Source organism: Desulfococcus multivorans (genome assembly GCF_001854245.1).
Lineage (GTDB): Bacteria > Desulfobacterota > Desulfobacteria > Desulfobacterales > Desulfococcaceae > Desulfococcus > Desulfococcus multivorans.
In genome coordinates, this window is record NZ_CP015381.1 from 3,262,777 (window position 1) to 3,280,878 (window position 18,102).

The following is an 18,102-nucleotide window of genomic DNA, read 5'->3' on the forward strand; positions in this document are numbered from 1 at the left end:
TTGAAAATAAGGAATTTTCCACGCCGACAAGAAGGAAGCATCCGGCTTCCCCGGCTTCCGAGAAGAAATGACGATTACAAACAATCCGGAGCGCCTTTTGATGATCCAGAATCTTACCGAACTGCTTCAGAAATATGGTGAACAGGTGGCGCTCCAATGGGCGAAACACCTTCACGAAAATGTCAGTGATCACTACGCCGCTCGCCCTTTTGAAGAGCTTTTAACCACAACATCGCAGTCGAGCCGGGCGAACTTCGATGCGATCGTGTACGGGGACTATTCCAAAGTAGATGCCTTTATCGCCAAAATCTGCGATCTGCGACTGGAAGGCGGCTTTGCGCTCTCCGAAGTCCAGAAAGCCTTTGAAATTTACCGACAGATCCTGGTTCCGATTCTTGTTAAAGAATTGAAAGGCGACACGCTGCTCGAGGCGCTGCAACGTCTCAATGATTGTCTGAGTCGCACCATCTTCGCGTTCAGCGACTATTTTCTGCATATGACCAATGCCAGATTGATCGAAAAGCAGAAGAAGCTCGACGAAGATCTTCAGGCAGCCGCCGGGATTCAGCAGTCCCTGTTGCCGCAGAAACTGGCAAAACAGCCAAAATTTGAAAATTTGGACATCGCCTGGAAATTCATGCCGTGTGAAACGATTGGGGGCGACATCTTCAATGTGATCCGCCTCGATGAGGATCACCTCGGTTTTTACATGATCGACGTCAGTGGACATGGGGTCCCTCCCGCCCTGGTGACCTTTTCCATTTCCCAGACGCTTCAACCCCACATGGGTTATACCATTCGGAAAAGACCCGGCCTTTCTCCCAATTATGAAATTGTGCCCCCGGGAGAGGTGCTCAAGGCCCTGGATTCCGAATATCCCTGGGAACGCTTCGAAAAGTTTCTGACCATCATCTATCTCATCCTGAATATCCGCAACGGTCATTTGATCTACAGTAACGCCGCGCATCCGCCTCCCATCCTCGTCCATGCCGACGGAACCACCGAGCTGTTGGAAACGGGGGGAACTATAATCGGTCTCGACGGCATCCTGCCCTTTGAGGAGGAAGAAAAGATCATTTCGGCGGGAGACAAGATCATTCTGTATACCGACGGCGTATTTGAATTCACGAATGAAAAAATGGCATTGTTCGGGAAGGAGCGATTTCACGCCCTTGTCGACAGCAAGAACGGACTGCCCATCGCCAACATCCTGGAAGAGATTGTCCTCGAGATTCAACGTTTTGTCGGAAGCGCAAAACTTCAGGATGATGTCAGTATCCTGGGGATTGAATTTAAGGAAAGAAACGCAACAACACAACATTCACCCCAAATAAACCTGACAATCAAGGATTGAAACATGGAGAAAAAAAATTTTCTTAATTTTGCTTCAAAACGCATATTAAAGTATGAAATAATAGCATTTTTAGCTATTATTGTTATGTTATGGCTTGATGAAATACTCGACCTGCCCCATTTCATTTTAGGGGCTGATCCAACGCCGATCAACTGGAGAGAAGCGCTGTTCGAAACGGTTATCATCGCCATTATCGGCGGAGCAATATCTTATATTAATGGCCTTTTTATGGCCCAATATTTTATTCTCAAGAAAAACGAAATTCGAACAAAAGTTAGAGAGAATCGATTGAAAGACATCAATAAAACACTTGGTGTTGTTCACCATAACGTCAATAATCTTGCGAATATGTTTCAAATTATCGGAATTAAAGCCAAGAAATCTGAACAAATCGACAGTGTTTTGCTGGGAAAGCTGGAAAAAACGATTTTTTCCGTAAAGGATGAAATGACCAAGCTGACGGAATTGGAAGAACAAGCGAAGGAAGACACCTTCGAAATTGAATTTTAACCGCGCAGTCAGGGGATTCTCCCTTGACGCTAATTTAAATTGACCCACCTATGCTCACCAAAATTGACCCATCAGGTTGTTCCAACCATTAAAATTTTTGCATTCTGCTCATCCGCTTTCTTGATTCTCTGAAAGAAAACGAATCAACATCAAATTAAAGATACAATTCATAAAAGCAAATCAGGTAATTATTATTTGATACCTGTTTGCTAAGATCCGAATAGTGTCACGCCTACATGCCAATTTCATGACGGAAATAATGTAACGCTTTTCATACCCCGCCCATAAATTTATCGACTTACCCCGCTACCCCGCCGTTTTCAAAAAATGTTTTCAATCCATGAAATTCGGATTGTAATTTCATCTTGAGTTTAGGAGCAGTAGGTACACGCTGAATTCCATTCAGTCGTGCTGCGCCTTGCGCGGCACCCCGTCACGCCGATTTTTGAACCTACTGCTCCGAAACCCGAGTCAAAAAACGAACATCGTCCTATTTATTGAGGCATCACATCCAATTTTTGACTTTTCCCGCTATGCTGTATCAGATATGGCGACAATTTTTCGTACTGAAAGCAATAACTCGTCAACAAGAAGACCTTTCGAGTAGGCCACCCTGAAAGCAAAGATGTAGTATACTTACTTTAATTTATTCGATTAATTATATTTGGAATTTTAAATCTAAGGGCAATGGTATGGTTATTGCATTTCCTTGGGTTTAATTTTTGTAAAAACACAAAATCGCGCGAGGGCTTGACGGACGGGCATCCGAGCGAATGAACGCGATTCAGCGTGTGTCTACAAAATCGGAGGGTTTTCAGGACAGTTTTTCCAGCTCGACGACCTGCTTCTGAGGGGTGATCTTTAACAATTTAAGTATGTTGATGGTTGACGCGGGCAATTCGTTGCGCATGAGCACACGGAATTTTAAATTGAAAAATTCTGTGATCTGAAGCGCATCCAGCGCCACCTGGATCTGGTGCCAGGGCTTTCCGCAGGCCAACTCGGCGACGGTTCGATGACCATCAGGCCCTTGTAGCCGCAGGCAGCGTCCTCCAGGCTGATGGTGTCGTCATTGGTTTCGAGGACCCACTTGCCGTCATAGGTTTCCGCTTCCCGTATTTTGCCCCGGTCGATGCGGACCTTGTTGGTCTTGGTGACCTTCAGGTAGCGCTTGAAGCGGCGGGATGCCGGCAGCTCGATGGCCCATTGGGCGGTTGCCGATGCATCCTTGTGAGATTCGAGCGCCTTCTCCAGGACGGCGACGGTCATCTCCCGGTGCTTGCGCTGCCGTTCGGCCTCCCTGGGGTTGCAGCAGAGAATATAGCGCCTGCGCCGCTCGCCGTCGCCGACCACGACCGCCTTTGCATGGAGGTTGTCCTTGAAAACGGTGTAGCGGCCGCGCTTGCTCAGGACTTTTTTGCGGATCTCGGCCACGTTGGACATGCGGCAGGCCAGGAGGTACTTGCCGCAGGCCCCGGCCAGTTCCCTGCGGTTGTCCTCGGAGTTCATGCCCGAGTCGGCGACAAACATGGCACGGCCCAGGTGCCGGCCCCTCAGGTCCGCCCGAACCTTCTCGACGGTCGCCACGTCGGAGGTGTTGCCCGGCAGCACCCAGCTGCGCACGGGGATGCCCTCGCGGGTTACCGCCAGAGCGACCACCACCTGGGGGCTCCAAGTGCCCTCCCTGGAATGGCCGAACTTCCGGAGTGTGGCATTGGCGTGCCGGTCGGGGTCGTCCTCTCGGTCCACATGGAAAGAAGCCGTGGTCGTATCATAGAAGATCAGGTCGACCTCCAGATTGAAGAGATCGGCGATATGAAAGAAGATGGCCGCCTCGATCTTGTCCGCATGCTCATACATCAGGTCCATCGCCTCGTACATGTGGTCGAGCTTGAGTCCGTCGCAGGATGGGAGATAGACCCTGGCGAGCCAGCGGTCCCATACGCCAAGCTTGGACTCGGGATCGCACAGCCGGTTGGCGGTCATGGCCAGCAGCGCTCTTTCATAGAGAACTTGCAGTCCTTAGGCCTTGACGACATCCGCCAGCGTCTTTTTCAGCCCCAGCCGCTCCCAGAGGGCCTCGATCACCATCGGGCAGCCGAAAGAGCGGGTTTTCCTGATCTTCGGGTCGACGAAGAAGCCCGCTTCAGGCGACGGCAGGGCGCCCGAAGCCGGATCCAAGGGATCGTTGACCGTCAGCCCGCAGAACCGGGCGATGGACCTGCAGAGGCGGATCAGTTCCTGCCGGTCGAGCTGCTTCGCCCGGCCGAAATTGTGGATAATGTTGGCGACCGGCTTGCGGGTATCCGGGTGGCGCTCGTTTTGCGCCAACTGGAGGTACTCGACCACGGAGCCGTCTTTGTTTCGTCGCTTCGTTGAACGGAGGTACATGTTTACACTTATGGCATTTTTATTCATTAATATCAATATATTAGTATATAAACGTTTGCCTACATATTTTGAAGGCCGGGAGGATGTGCGGTGAGTGCAACAAACTGAATTTATTATGGCCGGGTCGCGCGGACAGCCCGATTTGGGGCGCTATTCTGCCTACAAATCTCAAACCCAAGTTTTCCGTAATGATGGGCAGCACCGGTGATTCCAATCACATATAACTTTGACGGATTCTCTATACTAATAGTGCTCAAGCATCGAACGTCATCCCCGGAGTACGTGCGCGCCATGAGTGTCGAAAATCTATACGAGAAAGATTGGCTTCCGGAAGTCAAACGGCCGGCTGACACGTCCACCACGAAACCCGGCGAGTTCAGGATCTGTGATGTAAGAGTCCACGCAGTGCAGGTCGAAAACCTCCTGGCGATCGTTCAACGGTGGATGGAGGAGAAAAGGACGTTTCACTACCTTTCTTCCACCAACGTCAACAATGTCGCGATTGCCCTCGAATCCGCGGATTACTTCCAGGTCATGGAAAAAGCCGACCTTTCCATCCCGGACGGGGTTCCATTTCTCTGGTACGGTCGATGGAAAGGCTTCCCGCTCTGCAACCGATGCGGCATAGAAGAATTCATGGAAGCGGTCTTTGAATTGTCCAACCATGGGTTCTCATACACGCATTATTTCTACGGCAACACGCCCGCGGTCCTCGCCAATCTGAAGACCCGGTTGCTCCAGCGTTATCCCAATCTGAAAATCGCCGGTATGTACGCCCCCCCCTTCAGGCCTCTGTCGCCTCAGGAGAATGAAGAGGATGTGAGAATGATCAACGACTCGGGGGCTGATTTCCTCTGGGTGAGCCTGGGTTGTCCGAAACAGGAGAAGTGGCTCTACGATCATCGCGGCAGGCTCAACCCGGTCGTTGGAGGCGGCGCGGGAGCCGTGTTCAATTTCTTGTCAGGAGAGACGTTGAAAGTCCCGGATTGCGTGAGATACATGGGACTGGAGTGGATCCTCAGGCTCCTGATGGAACCGAAGAGACTGTTCCGTCGCTATTGCATCAGGTATCCTCAATTCGTCTTCCGGTTTTTGGAGCATTCCCTCGGAATGAAAAAGGGAAAGCGAATTACTTAAAAGTTGCGCCAAATTTCGGTTAATTTCCCTAAACCATTGCTGTTAAAGGATCTGTAACAAATTATTCGTATAAAAGGCTCAGAACAGAGGATTTCTTGACAGCAAATCTTCTAAGCCCTTTTCTCTCAGGGCTTTAGGCGTTACATGGTTATTGCCAAAATGAGTGAATTTTACAAATCTTGATTGTCGCAGCGATTTTTTCTCTTGGGTAACGATGTTCTTATCATGATGGCCCTTGATGCTGAGGACGTTAGTGAGGCCCCCCTCGTTGGTACCATCCCCGTCGATAGCCGGAAAACCACGCCTCGTGAGGCACATTGCCACGTCTTGTTCAACCCAAGGAGGTCATAGAATGTCGTACTATGCAAACAAGAAAGTGTTGGTCACAGGAGGAGCCTCATTTATCGGGAGCCACCTTGTTGACAAACTCGTCGACGCGGGAGCGTCGGTCACCGTTGTGGATGATCTCTCAAGCGGAAAGAAAGAGAACCTCGCGCTTTCCATGAAGCAGATCTCTTTCATCGAGGGAGATATCAGGATGCAGTCCGTGGCGAATAAGACGACGAAGGGGAAAGACATCGTTTTCCATCTTGCCAACGTGCATGGCGGCCGCGGATTCATTGAGACGAATCCCGGCGAGCTTGTACAGAATTTCATGATCGACGGCAATGTATTCTACTACTGCCATAAGAACACTGTTGAGCGTATATGCTACACCAGCAGCGCCTGCGCGTATCCGACGTCCTTGCAGAGTGCGGATCCCAAAAAGCAAGTTCGCTATCTGTCTGAGGAAATGGCGAACCCCTTCAAAGAAGGGGCGGCACTGGCGGACGGCGAATACGGCTGGGCAAAATTAATGGGCGAGATGGCGCTGAAAGCCTACAATAAGCAGTTCGGCGTCAAGGGGGTGTCCTGCAGGCTGTTCACGGTGTATGGACCGCGGGAGAACGAGAGCCATGCCATCATCGCATTCATCGGCAGGGCCATGTTGAGGCAGGACCCGTACGAGATCTGGGGCACCGGCCAGCAGGACAGGAATTTCACATTCGTTGATGACATCGTGGATGGACTTCTGCTTTCTGCAGAACGGGTCACCGATTGCAGGGCCGTAAACCTCGGCACGGACGAGATCACCAAGATCATTGATGCCGCCAAAACTGTATGCAGAATCGTCGGCTATCAGCCGTCGAAGTTCAGTTTTGATCTGTCAAAGCCGGAAGGCGTCCATATCCGGGCGGCAAGCATCGAGAACCAGAAGAAATGGCTCGGTTGGAGCCCTCGCACCTCCTTCGACGATGGTATCCGAAAAACCATTGATTGGTACAGCAAGAACGTGGACGTTCAGGCCCTCCGCGCAAACTTCGAGAAGAGGCTCTTCGAGAGATGAGTATGCATGTCGAAGTCGGGATGATCGTGCCAGGCAGAGCAGGAGGGATCTTTGTCACCGAGAGCGCGCTCGTGGATGAGCTGCGAAAGCAACCGGGTGTTACGGTCGGTGTTTTCGAGTTCGGAAGCCGGGTAGAGCATGAAAGCGCGCTGGAGCGGATCACCGGCCGGGCGCGCGACTTTTTTGCCTACAATCGCCTCGTGCGGCTCAAGCGGCCTGACGTTGTCTATGTCAATTCTTCGTACAACAAGAGGGCGCTGATGCGCGATATCGGCTACGCCCTCATTTCCAGGATCCGGAAAGTTCCTCTGGTGGTCAAGCTCCACGGATGCGATGCTCGCCTGGTGAAACAGAAACCATTCCTCTGGTGGACCCTCACCAAGCTGGTCTTCCGGTGGGCGCAGAAAGTGGTGCTACTCTCCACTGAGGAAATGCAGATCTTTCAGTCCGCAGGTTTTCCCCCGACGAAACTCCGCATGCTCAGGAACGGAATGTCGCTCGCACGATTCCACAGCGATCCCGTGGCGAAGCTGGATTCGCCGAGCATTCTCTTCATTGCACGGTTCATTAAGGAAAAGGGGCTCCTGGATCTTCTGAGGGCCGTGCGGATGGTCCTGGATTCCGGAAGGGTCTTCAGACTGTACTGTGTGGGCGATGGGCCGATCCGCCAGGAAGCTGAGGCCCTCGCTGCCGAGATTCATCTTGGTGTGAGCGTGGAGTTCACCGGCCAGATTTCCGAAGAGGAAGCCACGCGATACTACCTCGGGTGCACGATCCTTGCCTTTCCCACCTACTTCCATGAAGGTTTACCCATGACCATCCTACAGGCGGTTGCCGCCGGGCTTCCGATCGTCACAACAAAAATCCGAGCAACCGGAGACTATCTGACGGAGCCGGCCAATTGCTTGTGGGTGGAACAGCATGACCCCAAAATGCTTGCAGAGAGAATTTGCAGGCTTCTGGATACGCCCAACCTTCGTAAGAGCATGAAGGAAAACAATCTCGCGCTTGCCAGGAATTTCGCGGTTGAGGTCGTGGCAAAGGACTATCTCCAACTTTTTCAGACTGTATCTACAGATGCACACAGAACGTGAGAGTGGATGAACACAGAAAATAATAGTACTACAGCGTAACACTTATCCCTAACGTTGCATAAAATTTGTTGATAACTGGATTTAACTTTATGTTTTTACGGTATCTAAACCGTCTCTAATTTCTGATTCAGGAGTTCACCAATGGTGAATTCCTGAAAACATCCTAATCTATCTGTAAACGCTGGAACTATGGGGTTCCTGATCGCAAGTCCCAGATTTTTTATTCACCATTAGGGTTATATCTCAACTTTCGAGTTTAAATTTCACTCTTTACCCTGTAGTTGCATAATTTTTTTGGATCACCTTTATTCTTCAGCCATGGTTATCTTAAGGCCAAGGAGATAACCTTCAAAAACAGGGATGTATCCAAATGGCGAAGAAAAAAACGGCGTTTCCGCGCTGGAGCTTTCCCGGCACCTCGGTATTTCCTACGATGCCGCCTGGCGGGTCAAACACAAACTGATAAAACTCCGGGACAATACCGGGACAAAACAGTAAAAACAAAAAAAGGGTTAAAGCATGATCGCTCTAACCCTTTGTTTTCTTTGATGGGCCGTGTTGGAATCGAACCAACAACCTACTGATTAAGAGTCAGTTGCTCTGCCTAGTTGAGCTAACGGCCCGTATGGCGGAATGTCCTCAGGAACGAGTCGGCTTTTAGCAACTTTGCCGGGGGTTGTCAATGAAAAATTGTCATTCTTCGGGCAAAAAAAGGGGTCAATCCCATCTTTCGTGCTTCTGTTTGCGCTGTTGGCGGCGCTCTTTTTTCCGCGACATCTCCCGATCTTTGCGTTCGCGCCGTACCGAGGCTTTCTCCTCGATATCCGCCCAATCGATGGTAAAGCTGCCGGGAGTCCTGGCCTGGGACTTTTCCTCGCTTGATTTTTTCTTTCTGGCGTTGAAATCTTCCTTCTCTTTGGGCAGGGGCGGCGCCGTGAAGGCCCCCAGCGGGATCGGGTCGGACAGGTAAAGCTTCTCCCCGAATTTCAGGAGCTGAACCCCACGCCGGCCGGCCCATTCCACCTGAACGGTCAGGATGACCGGCATCTGATCGATACGTCTGCCGATCCTCTGGGCCATGGCCCGGTCAGACGACAGCACCACGTGGGTGAATCCGCCCAGAGGAGAAATGCCGTTTTCGAGAACCACCGGATGCGCCTTTCTCCGAACCGCAGTGTACAGCAGCTTTGGTAAACTATTGGTTACCGTCGGGATCGGCAGTCTGTTCCGATCGAGAGCCCTGATTCGCGTTTCGACAATCTCCACGGGTGCGTCGGGAACGCTCAATACGACCTCGTTCAAGGCACCTTGATTGACATATCCCCACCCCGCCTCTTCCTGCAGCACCTTTAAAAGGTCCTTGATCCTGACGAACCCTTTATCATCGGGCACCAGGCCGAATTCATCGGGGCGATGCCCCAGAATGTAATCCAGAAACTTTGCCAATTTTACAGGGGAGTGCTGCTGTCCCATAACACACCGTCGACTTGAAGGTTAAACCATCGGGCCTTCGGGGCCCGGAGCCATGTTGACCCGCAAAATACTTATTGAGAGCATTTGCTTTGGGAAGCGGCTACGCGCGGTTCCCAAAACCGGCTGCCCTCAGGCCTCGGGCTTCAGCACCAGGAAATAGAGCTCCCCCGGATGCTTGAGGTGGCCGGCCGCCGTCTCGGCGTAAGATCCGCTTCCCCAGAAAAGATCGGCCCGTCCCGGTCCCTTGATGGCCCCGCCCGTATCCTGGCTGGAGACGAAGCGGGAAAACGACACCCATTTCGAAACGCCCCCCGCGCCTTTGGTGGCGGCCACCGGTTTTTGAGACTGAATAAAGGCGATTCCAGCCATTGGAAAGACTGATCGGTCCACGGCAATGGATCGTCCGGGGGTCAGCTTGGCCCGGATGGCGCCGTAGGGCCCGTCCTTTTCAAGGCTGAAGAAGACATAACTGGGATTGTAATTGAAGATGCGTTCCACCTCCCCGGGATGAGTGTTGAGATAGGCCCGGATGCGCTGCATCGACATCTCCGCCTGGGGAATCTTGTTTTCCCGGATCAACAGGTTTCCGATGCTTCGATAGGGACGCCCGTTGCTGGAGTGATAGTGGATGTTCAGGACGTCGCCGTCGTCCAGAAACACCTTCCCGGATCCCTGGATCTGCAGGAAGAAAAGGGCCACCGGATCCGCCACCCACACCAGCACCGGCGCCTTTCCCAAAAGGACACCTTCGCCGTCGATCTCGTTCCGGTCATGATAGGGAACAAAGGTTTTTCCCGCCACCCGCCCGACGATTTTGTGGCCTGCAAGCTTCTCGGAAAAATCGGATAGATCGAGCACGGCAAGATCCTCCGGCGGGCCATAGATCGGATGTGCGTAACCCGCTTTCCGGGAAAGGCTTCCCTGGAGGAACGGTTCGTAATATCCGGTAAAGAGCATTCGGCCGGTATCACCGCCCACGGATCGGTAGACGCGGTAATGGGAGCGGATGAAATTCGAAAGCGCACTCCGGTCGGGACGTTTCGCGATGAAAGCCTGAAAGCGTTCCAGGGACCGGATCATGTGGGGCGCATCATAGACATCCGACCCGAAACGGAAAGCGGTATCGGCCGGGACCCGCTTCAGGTATTTGAGGCTTTCCGAAAGGCTTTCCGTGATCCCTTCAAAGGCCATATCATCGGAAAATTCGGGAAACGACGAGGGGTCAAGGACAACCAGGGGCCCCTCGGGCGGTGGGGGCGCGGCACACCCCGCCAGAAGACAGAGAAGTAAAAGTCCCCCAAAACCAAGTCTCGCAGCCGTTTTCATAAAAAATGCTCTTCCTCTCAAGGGGTTTCCCCCTTTTTTTCCCGTTGTCGCACGAAATCTCCACTCTTTCCACCCGATTTGGCCAGAAGTCGGATGTCCGTAATGGTCATGGATTTGTCGTAGGCCTTGCACATGTCGTAAATGGTCAGAGCGGCGACAGACACGGCGGTCAGAACCTCCATTTCAATGCCGGTCACGTCGATGATCCTGGCGACTGCCTCGATCCGGATGGAGAAGGTTTCCGGCTCCGGAAAGAAATCCACCTGGGCGTGGGTCAGGTTGAGGGGGTGGCACATGGGGATCAACTCCGCGGTTCTCTTGGCGGCCATGATACCTGCGATGCGGGCCGTCTCCAGCACGTTCCCTTTTCGAACCCTGTGGTCCCGGATCGCCTCGAAGGTCTCGGGGGTCATGGTGACGCGTCCCCCGGCCGTAGCCGTTCTCAGGGTCGGCCATTTTCCGGAAACGTCGACCATCCGGACCCGACCTTCGGCGTCAATGTGGGTGAATGTGGACATCCGCTGCTCCTGTCGATGCTCCCGGGTCAGGATTCAATGAAATACTCGGTCTTGCGGGTGACGGTGGATTTGACGGCGTTGAGCGTCTCGGTGAGGGTTTCGATGACGTTCTCGCGTACATCCCCGGCCACCGCCAGAAGCATGACGTCATCCCCTACCGCGAGATCCTTCCCCTCGTTGATCTCCACGAGGATCTCGACAATCCCCGGTCGCTGCTTCCCCTCCCGCAGGATTTCGGCAAGCCGGTCATGGTCCACGGCCACCCGCAGCCCCGAGACCTTTCTGCCGTCCCGGGACGTGGCACGGACCACGCCGTTGTGATAGAGCACCATGCCGACATCGGCATAATCGGGATGGGCCTTGAGGGCCGCCATCATTTTCCGGATATCCATCTTATCTTCTCCTGTTTGTCGAAGCATTTCATCGCGGTGGAGTCGATGCGCTTTTTCGAGATCCTCCGGCGTGTTGACGTTGAAAAATGAAATCTTCTCCGGGTCATGCTTCAGTACGACCTTTTCCGAAACGGTCCTGACCTTGAGCTTGTTGAAAAGCCCCCTGATTTTGAAATTGTCCCTGGAAAGGCTTCTTTCCATGGGTGCGAGGCACCGTCTGGCATAGACCGCGCACAGAGGTTCAAACCCTTCCCGCGTTTTCGGGATGATGATGTCGAATTGGGGTTCGATGCGTTGGAGCACCTCCTCCACCAACCCCCGATTCAGAAAGGGGGTGTCGCAGGCCGCGACAAAAGCATGGGTGTATGTGGCCGCGGACAATCCGGCATGGATACCGGTCAGGGAGCTTCGCTCCTGAAAAATGTCCGTCACGATCGTCACATCCCAATCCACATACTCTTGGGGGGCGTTGGTCACAAGGATGATCTCCGGAAACAGCTCTCGGTACAACCGGTAAAGCCGATCGAGTATCTTGATGCCGCCGATCTCGATAAAGGCCTTGTTTCTCCCCGAAAAACGGGTGCTCAATCCACCGGCCAGGATCACGCCCGAGCACGGATATCCCATCCTACACCTCCAACCGCCGTCTTCCAGATGAAACTGCCGGTGAACAGGGAGTCCACCGGGGAACGCCTCAATTGAACCGCCTCGCCGGCATTTCCGACCGACGGACCGTATTGCCCATATGCGAGAACCTCAAAACCTGTCGAAAAGGCTGCATGCGCCGCCTCTCCATGTGTTTAGTCCACCATATGAAAAGCGATCTTTAAAATCAAGAAGACTTTCATGATGCCGCGATTTCAATTGCCGACAAGTACCGAAGACAGGATACGATCCCCCGGAAACACCCGGTGCTCGGGCAGGAGGTATCCTTTGAGGCATACGCCGGCAAGATGGGCCATCACCTCCAGAGCCACCTGCAGGGAATCGATGGTCCGGCGCCGGAAAAATTCCTCGAGGACGGCGGGGTCGGGCTTTTTTTCCATTCGCCGGCGCACGGCTTCCGCCATATCGGAGGCTGTCGCCTCCGAAGCCTCCAGCCGGGTGATCCACCCCGTCCCGGCAAGAAGGTTCACGGCAATCCGATTGTAGTCGCAGAGCGGCCCCATGATCACCGGGACTCCGGCTCTAAGGGATTCGACCGGGTCAAAACCCCGCTTTCTCGGGTCAAAGCCGCCGCCGAGGTAGCTGAAGCGGCATTGTGCGTAAAGCCCGGGAAGGTCGCCGTAGGTATCGACAACGATGACCCCTGGCCGGTCCTTCGGCCCGATCTTCGACAAGGGCGCGGCCGTCTCGCCTATGGCCGAAACCGCATCCCGAATCATTCGATTCCGCGAAGGATTGGTCACCACCCGGGGGGCGATGATCAAGGCGTCGGCCTGATCCCTGAGCTTCCTGAATCCGGAGACGGCGATCTCAATATCGGTCTTGTCCACCACGTTGGCCGCCATCATGACCCGAATGGCCTGATCCGTGAAAATGCGGCACGTTCCGGGCGTGGGGCCGGAGATCTTGAGGTACATGGGGTTGACCCAGAAAACGCCGGGCCGGAGGGGATGCCGGGTAATGAGCCGCGGCATGGCAGCGGTGTACCAGGCTCCGAGATCTTCCGGATGATCGAAGAGGAGAAGGGTCGCTTCCGGCGGCCCGAAATCCGGGGGGGATCCGGGAACGCCCGGGGCTGAAAACCGGGGCCTGCCGTCGGGAAGCCATGCCATGCCGCCAAGTCTCCGGGTGATGGCCCTGAAATCGGCCAGATTTTCGGCGCCCCGCCGTTCCCTACGAAACCAGAGGCGCCACCTCGCCAGCGGCAGGTACGGAAGAAAACCCGAAAGCAGTGCCTTGAGCGGCTTTGCCTCACCGCCCCAGTCGCGCATCCCGACCTCCAGCACCAGGGATCGTCCACCCCCCAACCGTTCGCCGAGTCGTTCCAGAAATCTGGTTTCAGGACAGGTCTCGGGCACGACGGATTCGTCAAAAAGGCGGTCCAGATAGGCGCGCTTCGAGGGTCGGAAATAGGTCGTCTCCTCCACCGGGAGCCTCGGTCCGGCCGGTGGCTTCCTTTCCGGAAGAGAAAATTCCCGCTCCCGAAGGACACGTCCCTTGATCGCATCCAGCAACGCCGCCGTTCCGGCATGCCCGCCGTAATGCGCCACATACCCGTCCCGTGAGCGGACATATCGGCGGATGACGGGGTCGGCGCCGGCATGGGTCAACGGATAAACGGCATACCGCAGGAGCGTCAGGTCGTCGGGCTGATCCCCGGCGGCGAAAGCCAGGAAATGGGTGGTGCCGAAATTGGCGTTAAAAGCGGCGAATTTATCCGCCCGCTTCGGAATCAGAGCGATTTTCCGCCGACCCACGATGGACCGGAAATCGTCTTTCAGGACACCCGCGGCGCAGGCGATAAAGTGCTCCGCCAGGAGGGGCCCCTTCCCCGACAACAGGAGGGTGTGATCATGGCTGTCCACATAGGGAGTATCGTCGATGGGCATTCCGCGCTCACGGATTACCCGTCCGAGATCGCGGCGGACCCGATCGATCTCCATGCCCGCCAGCACCGTTCGGGTCCACTCCGGGCGACCCTGAACCGCCGCCCCGTGCTCGAAAATCCAGCCGGCGATCCGAATTCTCCATCGGGTGAACGCGGCTCTGAAATCGGCTGCCGTACTGCGGGACCGCCCCGTTGCGATGATAATGTCGATCTTCCGGGAGAGTCGTGCCAGGCACGCGAGGGTCTCCGGCGACAGAAAGGAATCAGTGGTCCGTCCCCGGATCGCGGCGCCTCCCGGCACCGGGACCGCGTGATTGAGGGTGCCGTCCAGGTCCAGGACGCATGCGGGCCGCTTTTTAAGCGTCATGACGGCAGGCGGACAAAGCGGGCCAGCCGGCTTTTGAAGAGATGGTCGGCCCGCATCCAGCCGCCCAGGACCGGCACGATCCACGGCGTAAAAGCCGGGCGGTAGACCCCGTCGGAGTCGGCCTCCACCTCCACCCGGGCCCCGATCCGATCGTCCTGCCAGGGCTTGGTGACGGGGATGCCGCTGAATTGACCCCGGACAGAATCGCTGAGGCCTGCCATGATCTGCGGATCGGAAACGGGCCAGGGGTCCATCAGAATGATGTTGGGTGCGCCGACGATCCCGGGAAGCCCCCGCGGCGACTTGGGGTTGTCGGGAAGGTCGTTGCCCGCGATCCGGCGTATTTTCCCCACGGGCATAATCCCCCACCCTGCCTCCCCGGCGAATCGGCATATTCTCAGAAAGGCCCGGGGAAATCGCCGCCGGGAAAAGTCGACGACGACGACCCGGCGCCCCAGGCTCCAGGCAGTGCCGACGGCCTTTCGCAACGCCGCGCCCTCGGGGCCTGTCGCAAGGGGAGTTCGATGCTCCGAGGAGGAGATTTTAAGGCCGGTGTAGAGCAGAACAGAACACGTTCTGTCGTGGTCAGGTCCGGTGAATACCGATGTCCACGGCGGTACCCGGCAAGTCAGGTAATCCCGGGGGGTTGCCTCATTCAGAACCACCAAAAGAGGGCCGTCTTCCGCGAGACCCCGAATCATCCGCCAGGCCCGATTCACCGCTGAAGCCTCCCGGCGCAGCTGTTCCCGCATCGACCAGGCATCGGTGTCGAAAGTCCAGTCATATCGGTTTTCAAGGGCTCCCATGGCCTCCAGCGGAAAGGCGTCCGCTTCCCAGAAGGAGACCTCCCGACACAAAAACGAGAGGAGATCATCCGCGGCCGCAGCGGGGTCGGGGCTGATCTTAAGGCCGTAGCGCCGCGCCGACGCCGCAATCGCCCGGCCTATCCAGGCCCTGTTACGCGGTCGTTGTTCAAGGACCGCCGCCGCTTGCGAGCTTCCGATTTTTGGATACCCCGGATCAAAGCCGGTTCTTCCGGGATCCGGGGGCAACGGTACGGATTCCGTGCGCAAAAATGCCCGATCGAGAATAGCTCTCGGATTCGAACCGCCGGCAAAGCGGCGAAGCATACTCACCCTCTCGGGCGTCGGCCGGGTTCGGCATACCGTGAGCAGGCGCAGGGCCTCTGTTGTTTTCGAATCTTGAGAAGTCCGCATATCTCTTCAATTCGGCAATGACGCAGGAAGATCGCTCCAGGCTTTCGGGCTCCCCCGCATGGGTCACTGCGTCTTTTCGGCATCCTTTCGTGCTTCAGACCCTCTTGAAAGTACAATTTCATCAGGGTCGCCGTGACCGGTCCCCATCCGGATGAACAGGGCGGCCTCCAGGACACGCCTCGGCAACAATGAAGAGCAACGCGCCTGTCGGATTCCTGTGGAACCGTCATATCGTGTATCTGAAATTTTCATAATACGCGTCTCCAAGGCCGACAGGCTTGCTGATCTCGTTAATGGACAAAATCGGGATGTCGAAATCGGCCTCTTCATCGTCCGACAGGGCCGCCACCTCGCCCATGGCCTCCCGGATCTCCTGAGACGCCTGCGCTGTTCGCTGTCGCAGAATCGCGAGGTCACGTCTCAGCTCGAACAGCGAGTAGCCGCCCTTTCCCTTGGCCAGGTGTTTCCGGACCAGTTCGCGGACCGCCTCCCAGCTGTCCTTTCGGGTCTGGTCCTCGACGTCCGTCAAGGTGTCTATATTCGTCTGTATATGTTGGTGGAACGCCGCCTCCTGGCGTTTCTGGACGACGCTCATCCAGAAGATCATGAAGACCGCCGCACCCACGCCGGCTGCGGATCCCATAAGAATCATGTCGGGGATTCCCAGCATCAACACGGAGAAGGCCGTAACGGCCCCGAAAAGACCACTGACGAGGACGCCCGTCAAAATCTTCTGGAACCGGAATTTTCGGCGTTTTTCACGGTATTCCGAAAGGGCTTCCATGTAATGAATGAGCCGTTCTCCCTGGACCTCGACAAAGCTGGCCAAATGGTCCAGCTGGCGCCGGGGCGTATCGAGAATGGCCCGCCGGAGGTCTTCGCGCTGGTTTTCGAGGAGCGGCAGGTATTCCGCCTTGCGAAAGCCTGCGGCGCCGACGGTTTTCGGTGCTGCGTTGGGGGAATAGGTCAGCCGTATCATGGGAATGTCCTTACGCCCGGTGATCTGGGAAAGGTTCCAGCAGAGCGTCCCGTACACCCGCAGGAGGTCGTTGAAGGAGGTGCATTCGTCAATGCGGTTGAGGACGAAGATGATGCGGTCCTCGAAGGTGGCGGCCGACAGGGTCTCCCGGATGCTTTTATAGGCTTCCCGGACTGTTCCGGCCTTGTGGGCGTCGAAAAGGACGAGGACCAGGCCCGCCTTCTGAGCCAGATCGCCGATGACATCCTGGTAGTCGTAGCCGCGATCTCTTTCGGTGATGCTGTCGAGCATCCCGGGGGTGTCGATGATCGCGAGATCCTTCAGAAAAGGCGAGTTGCATTTCTTGAGCCTGAAATGAGACGCAAACCGCTGGCCCTGCTTCCTGAGGGTGGAGAAAGGATACTCCGGATCGTTCAGCAGAACCTTCCCGTCCCGCTCTTCAGTGACCTGGATTTTCGCATCGTCGGCGAGGGTTTCATCATAAGTGATCACCGTGAAGGAGTCGTCCGTGGGTGCCTGACCGGTATCCTGGATCTCCGCACCAAGGAATTCGTTGATCAGGGAGGATTTTCCCGAGGAATAATTGCCGATGAGCAGCACCATGGGCCGCCATTTGATGTTCGTTTCAAGAGGAATTTCGCTGTAGCCGTATTTCAGGGCCGAGGGGGTCAGGTGGTTGGCGACGGTCTCGACGATCTCTTCCCGAAGCACATTGATATAATTTTCACGGTGCATGATCTCTCCAGGGCTGAAGTGGTGACGAACGGCCGCCCGAACCGGTTCTTCTGCGGTTGCCGGGCAAATCGCCGGGAACATAAAGAAAAAGCATAGAAAAATTCATGGGATATGTAAAGAGCAAACCGTGCTTTCAAGGACGGCCTCCGGCTCGAAAATTTTCCTGACTCAACTTTCGACGTTCATGATGGTGACCGGATAGGGGTGCGGGGAGGATACGGCCTATGAAAGTCGAAAGTTGAGTTTCTATATTTCCAGTATAGGCCTCTGATCTCCTCCAGGCGCCCCATGATATCCTTGCAGGCCGGCATGGATTCGTCGTTGAAATAGACGATCTCCTCAAAAACGTATCGAATCCCTTCAATGAGTTCCCCGGCGTTGGGATCTTTTGCAGGGTCGAGCAGCCGTCGATATCCATGCGCATGTCACCCGGGAAATTGCCGACGGCATCAAAGAAATCGAAATGAAAACTATAAAAATCCTGACGGGATGTAAAGAACAAACCCGGCATCCGGCTGCGCCGCTGCGCCGCTTCGATGCCTGAACTGCCTTGCGGTGGATCGGGATCGAGAATCCGACTTGCAAAAGGATCATGGATTTTACCTTGGCCTGCATCCGTTGCCGTGTGCTATGGTCAAGGACGCTTCGGCACGGAAGAGGTCCCGGCG

At 55.1% G+C, this 18,102-nt stretch carries 14 protein-coding genes and 1 tRNA gene; 5 read left to right on the top strand and 10 right to left on the bottom strand.

Features of this window, described 5'->3' with window-relative positions; translation table 11 throughout:
* Positions 1-67 precede the first annotated feature (67 nt).
* Positions 68-1,354, top strand: a complete 1,287-nt coding sequence (locus tag dmul_RS14250) for a PP2C family protein-serine/threonine phosphatase (protein WP_200809331.1) — start codon at positions 68-70, stop codon at positions 1,352-1,354.
* A gap of 3 nt (positions 1,355-1,357) precedes the next feature.
* Entirely contained in the window at positions 1,358-1,864 is a 507-nt protein-coding gene (locus dmul_RS14255) for a hypothetical protein (protein ID WP_020877950.1), read from the top strand.
* A 924-nt stretch (positions 1,865-2,788) separates the two neighbouring features.
* Here the strand turns inward: dmul_RS14255 and dmul_RS14260 are convergent.
* Positions 2,789-3,850 carry an IS1634 family transposase gene (locus tag dmul_RS14260; RefSeq protein WP_020877949.1) on the bottom strand — a complete coding sequence of 354 codons (1,062 nt, stop codon included), beginning with the start codon at positions 3,848-3,850 and terminating at the stop codon, positions 2,789-2,791.
* A 36-nt stretch (positions 3,851-3,886) separates the two neighbouring features.
* The gene (locus dmul_RS20750) at positions 3,887-4,255 is read right to left on the bottom strand and encodes a hypothetical protein (RefSeq protein ID WP_201764197.1); all 369 of its coding nucleotides are present in this window, start codon (positions 4,253-4,255) and stop codon (positions 3,887-3,889) included.
* 291 nt (positions 4,256-4,546) lie between these two features.
* Here dmul_RS20750 and dmul_RS14265 point away from each other — a divergent pair, with 291 nt between their 5' ends.
* From dmul_RS14265 to dmul_RS14275, 3 genes are all read left to right on the top strand, one after another.
* Positions 4,547-5,392, top strand: coding sequence for a WecB/TagA/CpsF family glycosyltransferase (locus dmul_RS14265; protein ID WP_020877947.1), 846 nt, complete (start codon positions 4,547-4,549; stop codon positions 5,390-5,392).
* 352 nt (positions 5,393-5,744) lie between these two features.
* The gene (locus dmul_RS14270; RefSeq protein WP_020877946.1) at positions 5,745-6,779 is read left to right on the top strand and encodes an NAD-dependent epimerase/dehydratase family protein; all 1,035 of its coding nucleotides are present in this window, start codon (positions 5,745-5,747) and stop codon (positions 6,777-6,779) included.
* A gap of 2 nt (positions 6,780-6,781) precedes the next feature.
* Positions 6,782-7,873: a glycosyltransferase family 4 protein gene (locus dmul_RS14275; RefSeq protein WP_040415905.1), complete on the top strand. Its 1,092-nt coding sequence runs from the start codon at positions 6,782-6,784 to the stop codon at positions 7,871-7,873.
* Between the two features lie 549 nt (positions 7,874-8,422).
* On the opposite strand, the gene dmul_RS14285 is transcribed toward dmul_RS14275, so the two are convergent.
* The 8 genes from dmul_RS14285 to dmul_RS14325 all read right to left on the bottom strand — a co-directional run bounded on the left by dmul_RS14285 (position 8,423) and on the right by dmul_RS14325 (position 17,434).
* Positions 8,423-8,496 (bottom strand) — tRNA-Lys (locus tag dmul_RS14285).
* Positions 8,497-8,590: 94 nt separating this feature from the next.
* Positions 8,591-9,346, bottom strand: coding sequence for an RNA 2'-phosphotransferase (locus dmul_RS14290; protein ID WP_020877944.1), 756 nt, complete (start codon positions 9,344-9,346; stop codon positions 8,591-8,593).
* 129 nt (positions 9,347-9,475) lie between these two features.
* Complete coding sequence (gene mltA / locus dmul_RS14295) at positions 9,476-10,672, bottom strand: murein transglycosylase A (RefSeq protein ID WP_020877943.1); 1,197 nt, start codon at positions 10,670-10,672, stop codon at positions 9,476-9,478.
* A 17-nt stretch (positions 10,673-10,689) separates the two neighbouring features.
* Positions 10,690-11,190, bottom strand: a complete 501-nt coding sequence (gene moaC, locus dmul_RS14300; protein ID WP_020877942.1) for a cyclic pyranopterin monophosphate synthase MoaC — start codon at positions 11,188-11,190, stop codon at positions 10,690-10,692.
* A gap of 26 nt (positions 11,191-11,216) precedes the next feature.
* The gene (locus dmul_RS19780) at positions 11,217-12,209 is read right to left on the bottom strand and encodes an NTP transferase domain-containing protein (protein ID WP_020877941.1); all 993 of its coding nucleotides are present in this window, start codon (positions 12,207-12,209) and stop codon (positions 11,217-11,219) included.
* Positions 12,210-12,442: 233 nt separating this feature from the next.
* The gene (locus dmul_RS14310; protein WP_020877940.1) at positions 12,443-14,503 is read right to left on the bottom strand and encodes a hypothetical protein; all 2,061 of its coding nucleotides are present in this window, start codon (positions 14,501-14,503) and stop codon (positions 12,443-12,445) included.
* Complete coding sequence (locus tag dmul_RS14315) at positions 14,500-15,633, bottom strand: hypothetical protein (RefSeq protein WP_020877939.1); 1,134 nt, start codon at positions 15,631-15,633, stop codon at positions 14,500-14,502. The genes dmul_RS14310 and dmul_RS14315 overlap by 4 nt, the downstream gene beginning before the upstream one ends.
* Positions 15,634-15,946: 313 nt before the next feature.
* Positions 15,947-17,434, bottom strand: a complete 1,488-nt coding sequence (locus tag dmul_RS14325) for a dynamin family protein (RefSeq protein ID WP_020877938.1) — start codon at positions 17,432-17,434, stop codon at positions 15,947-15,949.
* Positions 17,435-18,102: the final 668 nt, after the last annotated feature.

Bases quoted from the DNA above. Each gene is read 5' to 3' on its own strand.
- dmul_RS14250 (WP_200809331.1), top strand. From the start codon at position 68: ATGACGATTACAAACAATCCGGAGCGCCTTTTGATGATCCAGAATCTT.
- dmul_RS14255 (WP_020877950.1), top strand. From the start codon at position 1,358: ATGGAGAAAAAAAATTTTCTTAATTTTGCTTCAAAACGCATATTAAAG.
- dmul_RS14260 (WP_020877949.1), bottom strand. From the start codon at position 3,850: ATGACCGCCAACCGGCTGTGCGATCCCGAGTCCAAGCTTGGCGTATGG.
- dmul_RS20750 (WP_201764197.1), bottom strand. From the start codon at position 4,255: ATGTACCTCCGTTCAACGAAGCGACGAAACAAAGACGGCTCCGTGGTC.
- dmul_RS14265 (WP_020877947.1), top strand. From the start codon at position 4,547: ATGAGTGTCGAAAATCTATACGAGAAAGATTGGCTTCCGGAAGTCAAA.
- dmul_RS14270 (WP_020877946.1), top strand. From the start codon at position 5,745: ATGTCGTACTATGCAAACAAGAAAGTGTTGGTCACAGGAGGAGCCTCA.
- dmul_RS14275 (WP_040415905.1), top strand. From the start codon at position 6,782: ATGCATGTCGAAGTCGGGATGATCGTGCCAGGCAGAGCAGGAGGGATC.
- dmul_RS14290 (WP_020877944.1), bottom strand. From the start codon at position 9,346: ATGGGACAGCAGCACTCCCCTGTAAAATTGGCAAAGTTTCTGGATTAC.
- mltA (WP_020877943.1), bottom strand. From the start codon at position 10,672: ATGAAAACGGCTGCGAGACTTGGTTTTGGGGGACTTTTACTTCTCTGT.
- moaC (WP_020877942.1), bottom strand. From the start codon at position 11,190: ATGTCCACATTCACCCACATTGACGCCGAAGGTCGGGTCCGGATGGTC.
- dmul_RS19780 (WP_020877941.1), bottom strand. From the start codon at position 12,209: ATGGGATATCCGTGCTCGGGCGTGATCCTGGCCGGTGGATTGAGCACC.
- dmul_RS14310 (WP_020877940.1), bottom strand. From the start codon at position 14,503: ATGACGCTTAAAAAGCGGCCCGCATGCGTCCTGGACCTGGACGGCACC.
- dmul_RS14315 (WP_020877939.1), bottom strand. From the start codon at position 15,633: ATGCTTCGCCGCTTTGCCGGCGGTTCGAATCCGAGAGCTATTCTCGAT.
- dmul_RS14325 (WP_020877938.1), bottom strand. From the start codon at position 17,434: ATGCACCGTGAAAATTATATCAATGTGCTTCGGGAAGAGATCGTCGAG.